Origin of the sequence: Stenotrophomonas maltophilia, from assembly GCF_013464485.1 — a bacterium.
Classification (GTDB): Bacteria; Pseudomonadota; Gammaproteobacteria; order Xanthomonadales; family Xanthomonadaceae; genus Stenotrophomonas; species Stenotrophomonas maltophilia_AW.
Genome location: NZ_RAUX01000023.1, coordinates 40,423 through 55,461, shown reverse-complemented (window position 1 = coordinate 55,461; position 15,039 = coordinate 40,423). Strand labels below are relative to the sequence as shown.

The following is a 15,039-nucleotide window of genomic DNA, read 5'->3' as shown; positions in this document are numbered from 1 at the left end:
AATCTGCAGATGCGCCGCTCCATGCGGCGCTTTTTTTTCCCGCTCTTTCGATCGACAGAGGATCCCATGCCGACCGAACCCGCTACTGCCCTGATCAGCAACGACATCGTTGGACTGGGCCTGATCGCCGCCACCCTGGCCCTGATCTTCTGGGCTGCCAGTGGCCCGACTCCCTTGCTGAAGAAGATCTTCGCCTGGGTGCCGGCACTGTTGCTGTGTTATTTCATCCCCGCCATCTACAACACCGCCGGTGTCATCGATGGCCACAACACCTCGCTGTACAACCCGATCGCTCGTGACGTGCTGCTGCCGGCCGCGCTGGTCCTGCTGACCCTGTCGATCGACCTGAAGGGCGTCATCAAGCTCGGGCCGAAGCTGCTGCTCGTGTTCTGCGCCGGTACCGCCGGCATCATGCTCGGTGCCATTGTCTCGTTCCAGCTGATGAAGCTGATCCACCCGGAAACCGTGGCCGGTGATACCTGGGCCGGCATGGCCGCACTGGCAGGCAGCTGGATCGGTGGCGGCGCCAACATGGTCGCAATGCGCGAAGTGTTCGGTACCGATGCGACCACGTTCGGCCAGTTCGCCGTGGTCGACGTGGCCTGCGCCAGCCTGTGGATGGCGATCCTGCTGTTCCTCGCCAACCGCGCGCAGCAGATCGACACCCGCAACGGTGCCGATACCCGTGCCATCGACGAGATGAAGGCGCGCATCAGCGCCTACGAGGCACAGAACGCACGCATCCCGAGCATGACCGATCTGATGGTGATCGTCGGCGTGGCTCTCGGCGGTGTCGGTCTGGCGCATGCGATCGCCGCGCCGCTGTCGGGCTGGTTCAAGGCCAACATCAGCTGGGCCAGCCAATTCAGCCTGGACAGCCAGTTCGTGTGGGTGATCCTGCTGTCCACCGCGATGGGCCTGGGCCTGAGCTTCACCCGCGCACGCCGGTTGGAAGCGGCAGGCGCTTCGCGGCTGGGTACGGTGTTCCTGTACTTCCTGATTGCCTGCATCGGCATGCAGATGAATCTGCTGTCGCTGCTGGATCGTCCGTGGCTGTTCCTGCTCGGTGCGATCTGGATGGCCACGCATGTGCTGGTGCTGTGGATCGTCGCCAAGATGGTGCGTGCGCCGCTGTTCTTCTTCGCGATCGGTTCGCAGGGCAATATCGGTGCGGCGGCGTCGGCACCGGTGGTGGCGGCGGCGTTCCACCCGACGCTGGCGCCGGTGGGCGTGCTGCTGGGTACGGTGGGTTATGCCACCGGCACCGGGCTGGCCTATGTCACAGGCCTGATCCTGAAATGGATGGCCAACGGCTGATTCCGGCCCGCCCTTGGCATCGCGCTTCATGTAGAGCCGAGCCTATGCTCGGCTCTTTTTTTGGGCCGCAGGTGGAACTGTGCGGTGCATGCCGGATCGTATGGATCCCCCGTCGTAGCGTAGTCAGCACCTGTCGCTCATCTGCAGCGACGTTGCCTTGGGGGCTGGAATGACGCAACGACAGATGGTTCGCGGGACTGCACTATTGGCACTGCTGCTGGCCAGTGCGGGGGCGACTGCGCAGGGCGGTGCCGCTGCGCGTGGCGATGAGGTTTGGGCCGTGACCGAGGCCAGTGCGCGCGAGGTGGCGGCACTGATCACGCACCCCGGCTTCGCCGACGCCGTGCGCAGTACGCTGGCGGCCGGACCGGAGCAGGGGGTGGCACTGGACGCGGTGATGGAGCGCTTTGACCCGGGTGTTCGCACCCGGGCCAGCGTTGCCTTGGCCAGCAACGATCAACAGTTGCGCCAGGCCAAGGGCCTGCCGGATCAGGGCGAGGGCCTGCTGCAGCTGCGTGCCTACGTACCTGAAGGCCAGTCGCTGGCGGAGGTCGCTCCGCGACAGCTGTGGGTTGCCAGCTTGCCGCGCGGCGATGATCGCACCTGGACCACATTGACTGCCTACGACGCGCAGGGCCGCGCGCATGTGCTGGATGCGAAGCGTGCGCCGTCATTCCCGGTACTGATCGTCGATGTCGATACCCGCCGTTCGGTGCGCGAGGGCATGGCGCTGGTCAATGCCGGGCTGCGTGCACGCGGGCTGCAGTCGCCCGAGCGGATCCAGCTTTCGACCGATGGCGCGCGCGCGTCGCTGGATATCACCCGTCTCGACCGCATCCGCCTGGCCGATGATCAGGAACCGTGGGCACTGGGCGCGGCAGAAGTATTTGCGGTGGTATCCGGGCTGCAGATCGGCAAAACCGAGCCGGAGATGGCTACGGTCGACATGCCGTACCTGGACCATGACAAGATCGATTACACCCCGCAGCAGGCACTGATCCTGTGGGGCAACTACCGCTTCAACGCCGCCAACGTGCAGTTGTTCGAGGATGACGGCGACACCAACTACCAGGAGCTGCTGGTGGCACTGAGCAATGGCGTGAAGGCGGCGCTGGGTGCATTCGCGCCGGAGTACGCGATGATTGCCGATATCGCCGGTGCGATTCTGAAGGCGATGCCGACGTCATGGTTCTCCAACGATATTGACTACCTGGACAGCTTCTACCTGGTGCAGCGTGGCCAGGCGTACACCGATCGCATGGGCGCGGCGAACAACGCCAGGATCACGCTGACGCCGATGACGCTGGTGGAGTAGGCCAGCAGGGCTTGCAGCCCTGCACCCGCTTCGATCAACGGCAACAGCAACAGCCGAAGCAATAGCAACAGCGGGCATTCCGTGGGATGGCGGGGTGGGTCCGGTTACGGGGGACGCCGTAAATACGTCCATGTAGGCTCGGTCGCGCCATCCATGGCGCTCACGCCCCCGCAACCGGACCCACCCCGCCTTCGACAGGTTCACGCGGCTGTTGGAACTTGCTGCTGGTGGTGGGTGCCGACCGTTGGTCGGCACATCTGTCAGATATCGATAAACAAAATGGGGTCAGATCCGTTTCCTTCGKAAAACGKATCTGACCCCGCATGTGTCTCGCCGTCACCGGCAATCTGTCAGAGGTGGGGCGGTGTGGGCTTGCAGGACCGTTGGCGCCATGGATGGCGCCATCGAGCCCCCATGGACGGGTTTACGGCGTGTCCTGCAAGCCCACACCGCCCCGCCAAACCCACAGAAAGCCAGAGCAGACGCTCCTGCAGTTGCAGTTGCTCCGGCCTCTGCGGGCGCCGGGCTGCAAGCCCGGCACCCACACGGAACCTCAACAGCAGCGACCACCGTTGCGTCCGCCGTAGCGCGCTTCCTGGCGCTCGCGGAAGAACGTCTTGTAGTCCATCGGCTCCTGGTCAGGGTGCTTCTCCAGCATGTGCCGGACGTAGTTGTCGTAATCAGGAATGCCACAGCACAGCCGTGCGGTCTGCACCAGGCGCCGCCAGATGCGGCGATGCGCCTGATACTGGCCGGCGGGAACCAGTTGCGTGCTCATCACAGATCCACCATTTCATGCGGCTTCAGCGCCACGTACGGGGTCTCGCGATCGCTGCGCTGCGGATTGCGGCGTGCCGCGAGGATGGTCTTGATCGCATACACCAGCACCGATGCCACCACCAGCAGGAACAGCGCGGTCAGGCCGGTATTGACGTAGGCGTTGATCACGATCTGCTGCATCTGTGCCACCGACTTGGCCGGTGCGGTGATGGTGTCGCTGGCAATGGCGGCCTGGAACTTGTGTGCCTGGGCCAGGAAGCCCTGTGCCGGGTTGCTGTCGAAGATCTTGATGAAGCCGGCGTAGGTGGTGCAGATCAGCAGCCAGATGGCCGGTACGGCCGTCACCCACGCATAGCGGTCACGCTTCATCTTGAACAGCACCACGGTACCGAGCATCAACGCGATGCCGGCCAGCATCTGGTTGGAGATGCCGAACAACGGCCACAGGGTCTGGATGCCACCGAACGGATCGACCACGCCGGTGTAGAGCAGGTAGCCCCACAGCGCCACGCAGCCTGCGGTACCGATGATGTTGGCGGTCCACGATTCGGTCTTCTTCAGGGCCGGCACGAAGTTGCCCAGCAGGTCCTGCAGCATGAAGCGTCCGGCGCGGGTGCCCGCGTCCACTGCAGTCAGGATGAACAGTGCTTCGAACAGGATTGCGAAGTGGTACCAGAACGCCATCATCGCGTCGCTGCCACTTGGAATCGCTTCATGCAGGATCTGCGCGATGCCCACCGCCAGTGTCGGTGCGCCACCGGCGCGATGCAGGATGGTCGGTTCACCGATCGCCGCCGCGGTTGCAGTCAGCTGTTCGGGGGTGATGGTGAAGCCCCAGGTGTTGGTGATGTAGTGCGCCGCCGATGCTGCGTCGGCACCGATCACGGCGGCCGGGCTGTTCATCGCGAAGTAGATGCCCGGGTCGATGATCGACGCGGCTACCAGGGCCATCACTGCCACGAACGATTCCATCAGCATGCCGCCGTAGCCGATGTAGCGCATGTGCGCTTCATTGGCCAGCAGCTTCGGCGTGGTACCGGAGGAAATAAGCGCGTGGAAGCCGGACACCGCACCGCAGGCGATGGTGATGAACAGGAACGGGAACATGCCGCCCTTCCACACCGGGCCGTCGCCACTGGCGGCGAACTGGGTCAGCGCCGGCATCTTCAGTTCCGGCATCACCACCAGAATGCCGATGGCCAGCGCGATGATGGTGCCGATCTTGAGGAAGGTCGACAGGTAGTCACGCGGGGCCAGCAGCAGCCAAACCGGCAGCACCGAGGCGACGAAGCCGTAGCCGATCAGCATCCAGGTGATCTGGGTGCCGGTGAAGGTGAATGCCGGGCCCCACACCGGATCGGCGGCGACCTTGCCGCCGTACCAGATCGCGGCCAGCAGCAGGATCAGGCCGACCACCGAGATCTCGCCGATCCTGCCAGGGCGGATGTAACGCATGTAGACGCCCATCAGGATCGCGATGGGCATCGTCGCGATCACCGTGAACATGCCCCACGGGCTTTCGGCCAGCGCCTTGACCACCACCATCGCCAGCACCGCCAGGATGATGATCATGATCAGGAACGCGCCGAACAGCGCGATGGTGCCGGGTACCTGGCCCATCTCTTCTCTTACCAGGTCACCCAGCGAGCGGCCGTTGCGGCGGCTGGACAGGAACAGGACCATGAAGTCCTGTACCGCGCCGGCCAGCACCACGCCCACCACCAGCCACAGCAGGCCGGGCAGGTAGCCCATCTGCGCGGCCAGCACCGGGCCGACCAGCGGGCCGGCGCCGGCAATGGCGGCGAAATGGTGGCCGAACAGCACGTGCTTGTTGGTGGGCACGTAGTCCAGTCCATCGTTGTTGATCACCGCTGGAGTGGCCCGGGTGGGGTCCAGCTGCATCACCTTGTTGGCGATGAACAGGCTGTAGAAGCGGTAGGCGACCAGGTACAGCGAAACCGCTGCCACCACGATCCACAGTGCGTTGATGTGTTCGCCGCGGCGCAGGGCCACGGTGCCCAGACAGAATGCGCCGAGCAGGGCGAGTACCGCCCAGCCCAGTTTGGAAAACCCTTTCATGAGGTGCTCTCTCCCGGAAAGACAGACAAAGAGTCCCGCGTGCCCTCGACAGGGTCAATTGGCACAGGACGAATCGGCGGTAGTACTTTGGTCGTACGCGTGTTGTGCTGACGTGCAGCGAACATCAGGGATGGAACAATCGGTTGCGGCGCCGTCCATTGGCGTGTGGTCGTGCGGCGTCCATCTTCAGGGGCATCCATCCAACAGGAGTCGCCATGAGCTTTCCCGAACCGGTCCGCGTGCTGCGGACCATCCGTGGCATGCCCACTTCCGACGGTGCCGGCGTGCGCCTGACCCGGGTCATCGGCGGTCCCACACTGCCCGACCTGGACCCGTTCCTGCTGCTCGATGAATTCGGTACCGACCGCGCCGAGGACTACATCGCCGGCTTCCCGGAGCATCCGCATCGTGGTTTTGAAACCGTCACCTACATGCTCGACGGGCGCATGCGCCATCGCGACAACCACGGCAACGAAGGCCTGCTGACCCCGGGTAGCGTGCAGTGGATGACCGCTGGCCGCGGCCTGGTGCATTCGGAAATGCCCGAGCAGGAAAGCGGGCAGATGCGGGGCTTTCAGCTGTGGGTGAACCTGCCGGCGAAGGAGAAGATGACGGATCCGAAGTACCAGGAATTCGCACCTGAGCGGATTCCGGTGTTGCACCCGGAAGCGGGCGTGGAGGTAAAGGTGATTGCCGGCAGCGTGGATGGCACCAATGGCCCGATCGTGCAGCCGGCCACCGATCCGCTGTACCTGGACATCACGCTGGCGCCCGATCGTGCCTGGACCTATGCGCTGCCGGAAGGGCACAACGCGTTCGCCTACGTATTCGAAGGTGCGATGACCGTGGGTGAGCAGGACGCAGCGCGCGACGTTGCACGTCAGGAACTGGCGGTGCTGGGCGGTGGTGAGCAGCTGCATCTGTCGGCCGGCAGCGAGGGCGCGCGGCTGATCCTGGTGGCCGGTCGTCCGTTGCGCGAGCCGGTGATGCGCCACGGTCCGTTCGTGATGAACACGCGGCAGGAACTGATGCAGGCCTTCGTCGATTTCCAGGAAGGCAAGTTCTGAGGGATTGCGCTGGGCCATGCCCTGCGAAAGATACCGGTAACGCCGTCGGGTGATGCCCGGCGGACGTCCCGCGCGTCGGATCCTGCGGGGATGCTGCCAGGCAGTCATCCCCGCCATCGTCAGTGCCCGGCAGCCACGGCCGACGGGGTCAGGCTCATGCCCTGCGCCAGCTGCTGCAGCGAACCCAGTTCCTGCGCGCTGTCCGGATACAGCGAAATCTGCGCGTAACGCCCTTTGTCGAGCTTGACCACGCTGATGCGACGCTCGGCATAGCCGGGCGGTTGCTGGCCTCCCAGATCGGGTTGGTACCAGTACAGCGATTCACCGCCGAAACTGCCTTTCTCCTGGCGCAGCGAGCGGTTCAACGGAAGATTGGGATCGCGCGCGCTGAGCATCAGGCTGAGTACCTCGCGGCCATCGCCGGTGCTGGCCCGGCAGACCAGGAAATCCGCCTGCGTCTGCTGCTGCCACTGCAGGCCACTGCTGGCCGGCAATGAAGGACATTCGGTAGGAGCCTGCGCGGCGGCCTGGGCCGCAGCGAACAGCAGGCTCGACAACACTACAGGCGCGAACTTCATGCATCCCCCAAGGTGGTATGTCGTTGGCTTCGCCGGATGGGCCGGCAGCATTGGCATCCCATCCCCGGATGCCCCCCGCCAGCATGTGCACGGCAGGTCAACTCAACCTTAACGGAACGTGAGCGATCGCACAAATCGCGGTTACAAGCGTAACCATTGCGGCCGAGGGGCGGCCGCAATGGTCCGCGCAGGCCTCAGCGGTCGTTGCCGATCCACTTGTAGATGATGCCGCCGATCGCGCCACCCAGCAGCGGGGCGACCCAGAACAGCCACAGCTGGCTGACCGCGCCGCTGCCGGCGAAGAAGGCCACTGCCGTGGAACGGGCCGGGTTCACCGAGGTGTTGGTGACCGGGATGCTGATCAGGTGGATCAGGGTCAGCGACAGGCCGATCGCCAGCGGCGCGAAGCCCGCTGGTGCCTTGCCATGGGTGGAGCCCATGATCACGATCAGGAACACGGCGGTCAGCACCACTTCGCACAGGAAGGCCGCGGCCACACTGTAACCGCCGGGCGACAGCGCGCCATAACCATTGCTGGCGAACGCACCGGCCTGGCTGCCGTCGATGGCGAAGCCGCTGGCCCCGGAGGCGATCTGCAGCAGGATGAAGCCGGCCAGCAGGCCGCCAGCCACCTGGGCGATGATGTAGGGCACGAGGTCCTTGGTCGGGAAGCGGCCGCCGGCCCACAGGCCGACGCTGACCGCCGGATTGAAGTGTGCGCCGGAGATATGGCCGAACGCATAGGCGCCGGTCACCACGGTCAGGCCGAAGGCGAGCGCCACGCCGAGGAAACCGATACCCAGCGGATTGCCGTCACCGCCGAACTTGGCGGCCAGCACCGCACTGCCGCAGCCACCCAGAACCAGCCAGAACGTGCCGAGGAACTCGGCGGACAAGCGTTTACCCATGCTCATGTGTTGCACTCCTTTGACGGTTGAAAGTGTGATTTATGTCACATTTCAGTGATCAGCGGGTGACTGTAGTGTCAACGCCGGGTGCAGGGATACACCTTCGGATGTGTGCAACACGCGATGTTCAGTACTGCGGCAGCGGGATGAACTCCTTGTCGTCGCCCGGTATGGTGCCGAAGCGACCGGCCTCCCAGTCGTGCTTGGCCTGCTCGATACGCTCCTTCGAGCTGGAAACGAAGTTCCACCACAGATGACGCGGGCCATCCAGCGGCTCGCCGCCGAACAGCATCGCCTTCACCGGCGTCTTCGCGCGCAGGCGGCCACGTGCGCCGGCTTCCGGGATCACCAGGTGCTGCGCGGGGATGTCCACGCCATCCAGCTGCGCCTCGCCCTCGAGGATGTACAACGCGCGTTCGCGATGGCCGTCGTCGATGTCGATTTCCGCATCCGGGTCGAGATCGATCGCCACGTTGAGGGTGTCGGCGAACACCTTCACCGGCGATTCCTCGCCATAGGCGCGGCCGGCGATCACGCGCAGCCAGGCACCGTTGCGGCGCTGCTCCGGCAGGGTGGCAGCCGCGTGGTGGTAGAACGCCGGTTCGATTTCCTCGTGCGACTTCGGCAGCGCCACCCAGGTCTGCATGCCGTGGATCGGGTTGTCATGGTCGCGGTCCGGTTGCGGCGTGCGCTCGGAATGGGCGATGCCACGGCCGGCGGTCATCCAGTTGACGTCACCGGGACGGATCACCTGGTCCGAACCGAGCGTGTCGCGATGGCCGATCGCGCCCGACCACAAGTAGGTGACGGTGGCCAGGCCGATATGCGGATGCGGGCGCACGTCGATGGCCGTACCGGGGTGCATGAGTGCCGGGCCCATCTGGTCGACGAACACGAACGAGCCGATGCTGCGCGCCTGCAGGGTGGGGACGGCGCGACGGACTTCGAGGCCGCCAATGTCGTGCACGCGCGGGGCGATGATGGTGGTCATGCGGGCGTTCTCGCTGGCAGGGATCAGGTGATCAGCATCGCATGCAGCTGTGACGGGGACATGCCCCGTATGGGTAACAGGTTGTTCCAGCCAACGGCGCAGCCCCTCGTGGTTGGGCGCGCAATGCGTATCTCGTGTTTGGCCGGGCGGGTGGGAGGCGCAGGACACGCCGTAAACCCATCCATGGCGCCAACGGTCCTGCACCACCCACCCGCCCGGCCTCTGACAGTTTCTGTGTGCGTCCAGCCACGGAGAAGAAAAAAGAAAATCAAAATCAAACGCCGGTCGCTTCGCTCCTGGTGGCGACCAAGGTAGCCACCCACCAGTTCGTGGTGATCCACACCTTAATCGCGATTGACCCACCGTCACCGGGAAGCTGTCAGGGGCGAGGCGGTGTCGGGTTGCGGGGTGTCCGCGGCATGGATGCCGCGGCCAAGCCCCCAAGGACGGGTTTACGGCGTCCCCGCAACCCGACACCGCCCCGCCCAACAAACAGAAAAGCCAGAGCCGCTTTGGCTCTGGCTTTTGAGGTTGCCGGCCAGCGGCCGGCACTACCGCGGGTGCCGGGCCTGCGGCCCGGCCGATAAAACTTCTTACACCACCGGTTCGCGCAGGGCCGGGTTGTCCCAGCCCGGGCGCGGTGCGAAACGGTCGCCGTGGCGCTGCTGCAGCGCCTTCAAGCGCTCGACGATCGCATCGGCACCCACCGCACGGATGTGCTGGATCGGGCCGCCGCGGAACGGTGCGAAGCCGGTGCCGAAGATCACGCCGGCATCCAGCAGGTCCGCATCGGCCACCACGCCTTCGTGCAGGCAGGCCACCGCTTCGTTCAACAACGGCAGGATCAGACGGTCCTCCAGATCGGCCGGGGCCTGGTAATCGCTGGCCACGTCCGGCTTCTTCGGCTTGCCGTTCTCCCAGGTGTAGATGCCCTGGCCATCCTTCTTGCCGCGCTTGTCCGGTTCCACCGTCTGCAGCGCGGCCGGAATCTGCAGGCCCAGGAACGGCGCCAGTTCGCGGCCGACGCCGGCGGCCACGTCCAGGCCCACGGTGTCGATCAGTTCGATCGGGCCCATCGGCATGCCGAACTTCACTGCGGCCTTGTCGATCACCGGGCCCGGAATGCCCTCGGCATACGCGGTGGCGGCTTCCAGCATGTACGGGAACAGCACGCGATTGACCAGGAAGCCCGGGCTGCCGGCCACCGGCACCGGGAACTTGCCCAGTGCCTTGCAGAACGCGGCCAGGCGACGCTCGGTTTCCGGCGCCATGCCGTCGTGATGGATGATCTCCACCAACGGCATCTGCGCGACCGGGTAGAAGTAATGCAGGCCAGCGAACTGTGCAGGGCGCTGGATGTGGTCACGCAGTTCCACCAGCGGAATCGACGAGGTGTTGGTGGTCAGCAGCGCGTCGTGCTTCATCTTCGGTTCCAGCGTCTGGTACAGCGCACGCTTGGCTTCCGGGTTCTCGATGATCGCTTCGATCACCAGGTCGGCCTCGGCCACGCCGTTGCCTTCCAGGTCGGCACGCAGGCGTGCGGCCACCGCCGGGCGCTTGCTCTCGTCGCGAACCTTCTTGGCGAACAGCGCCTGCGCGCGTTCCATGGCCGGGTCGATGAAGCGCTGCTCGCGGTCCTGCAGGGTCACCTCGAAGCCCTTGTAGGCGGCCCAGGCGGCGATGTCGCCGCCCATCACGCCGGCACCGACCACGTGCACGTGGCGGATGCCGGAATCACCGCCACCCAGGCCCTTCAGGCGCTCGGTGAGGAAGAAGATGCGGATCAGGTTGCGCGCGGTCGGCGTGCTGGCCAGCTTCACCACGGCGCGACGTTCGGCATCCAGGCGCGCCTGGATCGGCTTGCCGCCGCTGCGCTGCCAGGTGCTGATCAGCGCGTAGGGCGCCGGATACTGGTCCTTCTTGGCCTTGCGTGCGACCTGCTTGACCATCTGCGGCGCCAGCAGCGTGCGGGCCAGCCAGGTGTTGGTGGCCCAGGCCGTCGCGCGCTGCTTGAACGGGCGGGTGGTGCCGGACAGCGCCAGCGCGACGGCGGTGTCGAGTACCACCGCCGGTGCCACCACCTTGTCGACCAGGCCGATCCCACGCGCGGCCGAGGCTGACAGGGTGCGGCCGGTCAGCATCATGTCCATCGCCGCCGGTGCACCCACCAGCTGCGGCAGGCGCGCGCTGCCACCCCAGCCCGGGAAGATGCCCAGCTGGGTCTCCGGCAGGCCGATGCGGGTGCTGCTGTCATTGGAGGCCACGCGGTAGCGGCAGGCCAGCGCCAGCTCGGTACCGCCGCCCAGGCAGTGGCCGTGGATGGCTGCCACGGTCGGGCAGGGCAGTTCAGCCAGCTTCTGGTAGGTGGCCTGGCCGCGACGGATGGCGTCGTTGACTGTGCCGCGGCGGTCGAACTCCTGGAACTCCTTCAGGTCCGCACCAGCGATGAAGCCGGCTTTCTTCAGCGACTGGATCACCACGCCCTTGGGCGGGTCCAGCGCGATGCGCTCGAGCAGGTCGCCCAGTTCCAGCAGCACGTCCTGCGACATGGCGTTGACGCTGCTGTCCTGACGATCCAGGGAGAGAACCACCACGCCGTCGTCGCGGATCTCGGGGTGCCAGTGGCTGAAGCGGAGACCATCGAAGCCTGAGAGCATGGACGTTCCATCCGGTTGTGTATGGAGAAGCGGCTATGATCCAGAGGTTGTTTCCCCCGCGTCAAATCCCAATAGCAGGGGGGTGGCGACCCCGGATCCATGGCCGTGGACCGGGACGCTAACGGAACGGTGGTTAAAAGCTGGTGCGGCGCCAGGTGATCGGCGACTGAACTTTTCCCGGGATTGGCAGTCTCATTGCCCGACGTCGGTTGGGCTGACAGGAGTGCGGCCCCTCATGGCCGATGTTGATACACCTCAGGAGCTGGATCTGGAACTGGTCCGGCGCGTGCAGCACGGCGAGAGCGCCGCGTTCGATGTCCTGGTGCGCAAGTACCAGCATCGCGTGGTGGCCCTTGTCGGTCGCTACATCGCCGACTGGAGCGAATGTCAGGACGTCGCCCAGGACACTTTCATCCGTGCCTACCGCGCGATCGGAAGTTTCCGTGGCGATGCCCAGTTCTCAACCTGGTTGCATCGAATCGCCGTGAATACCGCCAAAAACTACCTGGCTTCACACAATCGACGGCCACCGACCGATGACATCGACATCGGCGATGCCGAACAGTTCGACAGCGGGACGCGACTGCGCGACACCGATACGCCCGAACGCGAGTTGATGCGCCAGGAACTGGAACAGACGGTGATGAAGGCCGTCAACGCGCTGCCGGAAGAGCTCCGGTCGGCGATCACCCTGCGCGAGGTGGAAGGCCTGAGCTACGACGAAATCGCGCAGAAAATGGGGTGCCCGATCGGCACCGTGCGTTCACGGATCTTCCGGGCGCGCGAGGCGATCGACACCGAACTCCGGCCGCTGTTGGACATCGGCAGCGCCACCCGTGAGAAGAGCCGCGTATGACCAGTAATCCGTTCAACGAATCGCAGAACCACCAATCGCCCGCCGGACAGCGCCTGGACCAGCGCCATCGCGAACAGCTGTCGGCCATGGTCGATGGCGAGCTGGGCGCTGATGAAGCGCGCTTCCTGCTGCGCCGGATGGAGCATGACCCCGAACTCGCCGGCTGCCAGGAGCGCTGGCAGTTGCTGGGCGATGTGATGCGCGGGCAGGCGTCGGCACTCGCGCCGGCCGGGTTCAGTGCCGCCGTGGCTGCCGCCATCGCCGCTGAGCCTGCGCCGCAGGCCGCGCCGCGCCGTCAGGTGCGTCGCAGTGGCTGGCGGGCCTGGGGCGGCGGGGCCGCACTGGCCGCTTCGGTGGCGGCGGTGGCGCTGTTCATGGGCGGTGAAAAGCTGAAGGAAGCCACCCCGGGCGAGCCGCTGGCACCGCAGGTGGTCGCCAGCCAGGCAGAGCTGCCGACCGCGCCGACCGACACTGCCCCGGTGACCGAGGCCTCTGCAGGCACTGCCGCGATGGCCGTGGCGGCGACTCCCGCCTTGGCGATGGCCGCTGCTGCCAGTCGCCGCCAGGACACCCGCCGCGCCAGCGCTACCCGAAGCCAGCAGGCCGCGCGTGCCGCCCAGCGTGAGGACATGCCGCAACGCGCTGTGGCCGCCGCACAGGCGCCGTTGACCCCGACCGTGCCGGCCAATGCCAGCCGCAACATGCCGTTCGGTGAGGTCGGTGGCCTGCAGGCGCGACCGTGGCCGCGCTCCAGCCTGGCGCCCGCTGCCGGCGGCGCGCTCAATGCGAGCTTCCCGGCCCATGCCGGGGGCGCCGCGTTCTACCCGTTCGAGCCGCGCCTGCAGGACGACCTGCCGGTGCCGCCGCGCCCGCGCGACTGAGCCGGGCGCTTTCACGCCCCGCCGTCGGCGGGGCCCGTATTCCTCTTTCCATCCGATCCGGAGGTTGCCGTCCGATGACTCCCCGACTCCGCACGCAGGCCATGGGCCTGCTGGCCCTGACCCTGCCGTTGATGGCCTGCGCGCAGGCCCCGGCTCCGGCCGCCCAGACCCAGGCCGCGTCGGCCGCCGCGCCACGGGCGCCGGCCCAGCCGCTGGTCACGGGCCTGCCTGACTTCACCAATCTGGTCGAACAGGTCGGGCCGGGCGTGGTCAACGTCGACACCACCATCGTCCGCAACAACCGCCAGGCTTCGCGGGGCCCGATGGGCGGCGACGATGACATGCCGGAGTTCTTCCGCCGCTTCTTCGGCCCGGATTTCCCGATGCCGGGGCAGGGCCCCGGCGGCCCGGACGGTGGTCCCAGCATCAAGGGCCGCGGCATGGGCTCGGGCTTCATCATCTCGCCCGATGGCTATGTGCTGACCAACTACCACGTGGTGGCCGATGCCAGCGAGGTGAAGGTCAAGCTGGGTGACCGTCGTGAGTTCACCGCGAAAGTGGTGGGCAGCGACCAGCAGTACGACGTCGCGCTGCTGAAGATCGACGGCAGGAACCTGCCGACCGTGCGCGTGGGCGACTCCAACTCCCTCAAGCCGGGTCAGTGGGTGGTCGCAATCGGCTCGCCGTTCGGCCTCGATCACTCGGTCACTGCCGGCGTGGTCAGCGCCCTCGGCCGCAGCACCGGCGGTCCGGACCAGCGCTACGTGCCATTCATCCAGACCGACGTGGCGATCAACCAGGGCAACTCCGGTGGCCCGCTGCTGAATACCCGTGGTGAAGTGGTCGGCATCAACTCGCAGATCTTCTCCGCCTCGGGCGGCTACATGGGCATCAGCTTCGCGATCCCGATCGACCTGGCGATGAGCGCGGTCGAGCAGATCAAGAAGACCGGCAAGGTCACCCGTGGCCAGCTCGGCGCGGTGGTGCAGGAAATCGACGGCCTGAAGGCACAGGCGATGGGCCTGCCGGACAGCCGCGGTGCCCTGGTCAACCAGATCGTGCCGGACTCGGCTGCAGCGCGGGCCGGGGTGAAGATCGGCGATGTGATCCGCTCGGTGAACGGCGCGCCGGTCAACAGCTGGTCCGACCTGCCGCCGCTGATCGGCGCGATGGCACCGGGCAGCCGGGTCACCCTGGGCGTGATCCGCGACGGCAAGCCGCGTGACCTCAGCGCCACCCTGACCGCACTGACCGAAGACGGGCAGGCCAGTTCGCGTGGCCCGGCCACCGGCAACAGCGATGCGGCTCCGCAGGCCGGCGCCAATGCCCTGCTGGGGCTGGACGTCAGTGACCTGACCGCGCCGCAGCGCAAGCAACTGGGCCTGGAATCGGGCGAAGGCGTGCGCATCACCGGGGTCAAGGGCCAGGGCGCGCGTGATGCGGGCCTGTCTCCGGGCATGGTGATCCTGCAGGTGGCCAGCACCCAGGTCGGCAGCGTGGACGCGCTGAACCGTGCGCTGTCCAGCTACAAGAAGGGCGACGTGGTGATGCTGCTGGTGCGCACCGGCAGCGGCAACAGCGCGTTCGTAGCGGTCAAGGCTGGGCAGTAA

At 66.3% G+C, this 15,039-nt stretch carries 12 protein-coding genes; 6 read left to right on the top strand and 6 right to left on the bottom strand.

Features of this window, described 5'->3' with window-relative positions; genetic code table 11:
* Positions 1–66: 66 nt before the first annotated feature.
* Both D7Y61_RS10575 and D7Y61_RS10570 read left to right on the top strand, forming a co-directional pair.
* On the top strand, positions 67–1,317 hold the full coding sequence (locus D7Y61_RS10575) for a DUF819 domain-containing protein (RefSeq protein WP_180866201.1): 1,251 nt from the start codon (positions 67–69) through the stop codon (positions 1,315–1,317).
* A gap of 184 nt (positions 1,318–1,501) precedes the next feature.
* Positions 1,502–2,632, top strand: coding sequence for a DUF3103 family protein (locus D7Y61_RS10570; RefSeq protein WP_180866200.1), 1,131 nt, complete (start codon positions 1,502–1,504; stop codon positions 2,630–2,632).
* A 553-nt stretch (positions 2,633–3,185) separates the two neighbouring features.
* Here the strand turns inward: D7Y61_RS10570 and D7Y61_RS10565 are convergent.
* Positions 3,186–3,410 (bottom strand): YbdD/YjiX family protein, encoded by a 225-nt coding sequence (locus D7Y61_RS10565; protein WP_005410613.1) that lies wholly within the window; start codon positions 3,408–3,410, stop codon positions 3,186–3,188.
* On the bottom strand, positions 3,410–5,491 hold the full coding sequence (locus D7Y61_RS10560; protein ID WP_180866199.1) for a carbon starvation CstA family protein: 2,082 nt from the start codon (positions 5,489–5,491) through the stop codon (positions 3,410–3,412). The genes D7Y61_RS10565 and D7Y61_RS10560 overlap by 1 nt, the downstream gene beginning before the upstream one ends.
* A gap of 215 nt (positions 5,492–5,706) precedes the next feature.
* Between D7Y61_RS10560 and D7Y61_RS10555 the strand changes: the two genes are divergently transcribed.
* Positions 5,707–6,558 (top strand): pirin family protein, encoded by an 852-nt coding sequence (locus tag D7Y61_RS10555; protein ID WP_180866198.1) that lies wholly within the window; start codon positions 5,707–5,709, stop codon positions 6,556–6,558.
* Between the two features lie 119 nt (positions 6,559–6,677).
* Here the strand turns inward: D7Y61_RS10555 and D7Y61_RS10550 are convergent, their stop codons facing one another.
* The 4 genes from D7Y61_RS10550 to D7Y61_RS10535 all read right to left on the bottom strand — a co-directional run bounded on the left by D7Y61_RS10550 (position 6,678) and on the right by D7Y61_RS10535 (position 11,692).
* Entirely contained in the window at positions 6,678–7,136 is a 459-nt protein-coding gene (locus D7Y61_RS10550; protein WP_180866197.1) for a hypothetical protein, read from the bottom strand.
* Positions 7,137–7,330: 194 nt separating this feature from the next.
* A complete protein-coding gene (gene aqpZ, locus D7Y61_RS10545) occupies positions 7,331–8,050 on the bottom strand; it encodes an aquaporin Z (protein WP_006462519.1) in 720 nt (239 codons plus the stop codon).
* A gap of 121 nt (positions 8,051–8,171) precedes the next feature.
* Entirely contained in the window at positions 8,172–9,035 is an 864-nt protein-coding gene (locus D7Y61_RS10540; RefSeq protein ID WP_049427674.1) for a pirin family protein, read from the bottom strand.
* Between the two features lie 593 nt (positions 9,036–9,628).
* Positions 9,629–11,692, bottom strand: a complete 2,064-nt coding sequence (locus tag D7Y61_RS10535) for a 3-hydroxyacyl-CoA dehydrogenase NAD-binding domain-containing protein (RefSeq protein ID WP_180866196.1) — start codon at positions 11,690–11,692, stop codon at positions 9,629–9,631.
* 235 nt (positions 11,693–11,927) lie between these two features.
* Between D7Y61_RS10535 and rpoE the strand changes: the two genes are divergently transcribed.
* From rpoE to D7Y61_RS10520, 3 genes are all read left to right on the top strand, one after another.
* On the top strand, positions 11,928–12,548 hold the full coding sequence (gene rpoE, locus D7Y61_RS10530) for an RNA polymerase sigma factor RpoE (protein ID WP_180866195.1): 621 nt from the start codon (positions 11,928–11,930) through the stop codon (positions 12,546–12,548).
* Positions 12,545–13,429 carry a sigma-E factor negative regulatory protein gene (locus D7Y61_RS10525; RefSeq protein WP_180866194.1) on the top strand — a complete coding sequence of 295 codons (885 nt, stop codon included), beginning with the start codon at positions 12,545–12,547 and terminating at the stop codon, positions 13,427–13,429. Before rpoE ends, D7Y61_RS10525 begins: the two co-directional genes overlap by 4 nt.
* 74 nt (positions 13,430–13,503) lie before the next feature.
* On the top strand, positions 13,504–15,039 hold the full coding sequence (locus D7Y61_RS10520) for a DegQ family serine endoprotease (protein ID WP_180866193.1): 1,536 nt from the start codon (positions 13,504–13,506) through the stop codon (positions 15,037–15,039).

Bases quoted from the DNA above. Each gene is read 5' to 3' on its own strand.
- D7Y61_RS10575 (WP_180866201.1), top strand. From the start codon at position 67: ATGCCGACCGAACCCGCTACTGCCCTGATCAGCAACGACATCGTTGGA.
- D7Y61_RS10570 (WP_180866200.1), top strand. From the start codon at position 1,502: ATGGTTCGCGGGACTGCACTATTGGCACTGCTGCTGGCCAGTGCGGGG.
- D7Y61_RS10565 (WP_005410613.1), bottom strand. From the start codon at position 3,410: ATGAGCACGCAACTGGTTCCCGCCGGCCAGTATCAGGCGCATCGCCGC.
- D7Y61_RS10560 (WP_180866199.1), bottom strand. From the start codon at position 5,491: ATGAAAGGGTTTTCCAAACTGGGCTGGGCGGTACTCGCCCTGCTCGGC.
- D7Y61_RS10555 (WP_180866198.1), top strand. From the start codon at position 5,707: ATGAGCTTTCCCGAACCGGTCCGCGTGCTGCGGACCATCCGTGGCATG.
- D7Y61_RS10550 (WP_180866197.1), bottom strand. From the start codon at position 7,136: ATGAAGTTCGCGCCTGTAGTGTTGTCGAGCCTGCTGTTCGCTGCGGCC.
- aqpZ (WP_006462519.1), bottom strand. From the start codon at position 8,050: ATGAGCATGGGTAAACGCTTGTCCGCCGAGTTCCTCGGCACGTTCTGG.
- D7Y61_RS10540 (WP_049427674.1), bottom strand. From the start codon at position 9,035: ATGACCACCATCATCGCCCCGCGCGTGCACGACATTGGCGGCCTCGAA.
- D7Y61_RS10535 (WP_180866196.1), bottom strand. From the start codon at position 11,692: ATGCTCTCAGGCTTCGATGGTCTCCGCTTCAGCCACTGGCACCCCGAG.
- rpoE (WP_180866195.1), top strand. From the start codon at position 11,928: ATGGCCGATGTTGATACACCTCAGGAGCTGGATCTGGAACTGGTCCGG.
- D7Y61_RS10525 (WP_180866194.1), top strand. From the start codon at position 12,545: ATGACCAGTAATCCGTTCAACGAATCGCAGAACCACCAATCGCCCGCC.
- D7Y61_RS10520 (WP_180866193.1), top strand. From the start codon at position 13,504: ATGACTCCCCGACTCCGCACGCAGGCCATGGGCCTGCTGGCCCTGACC.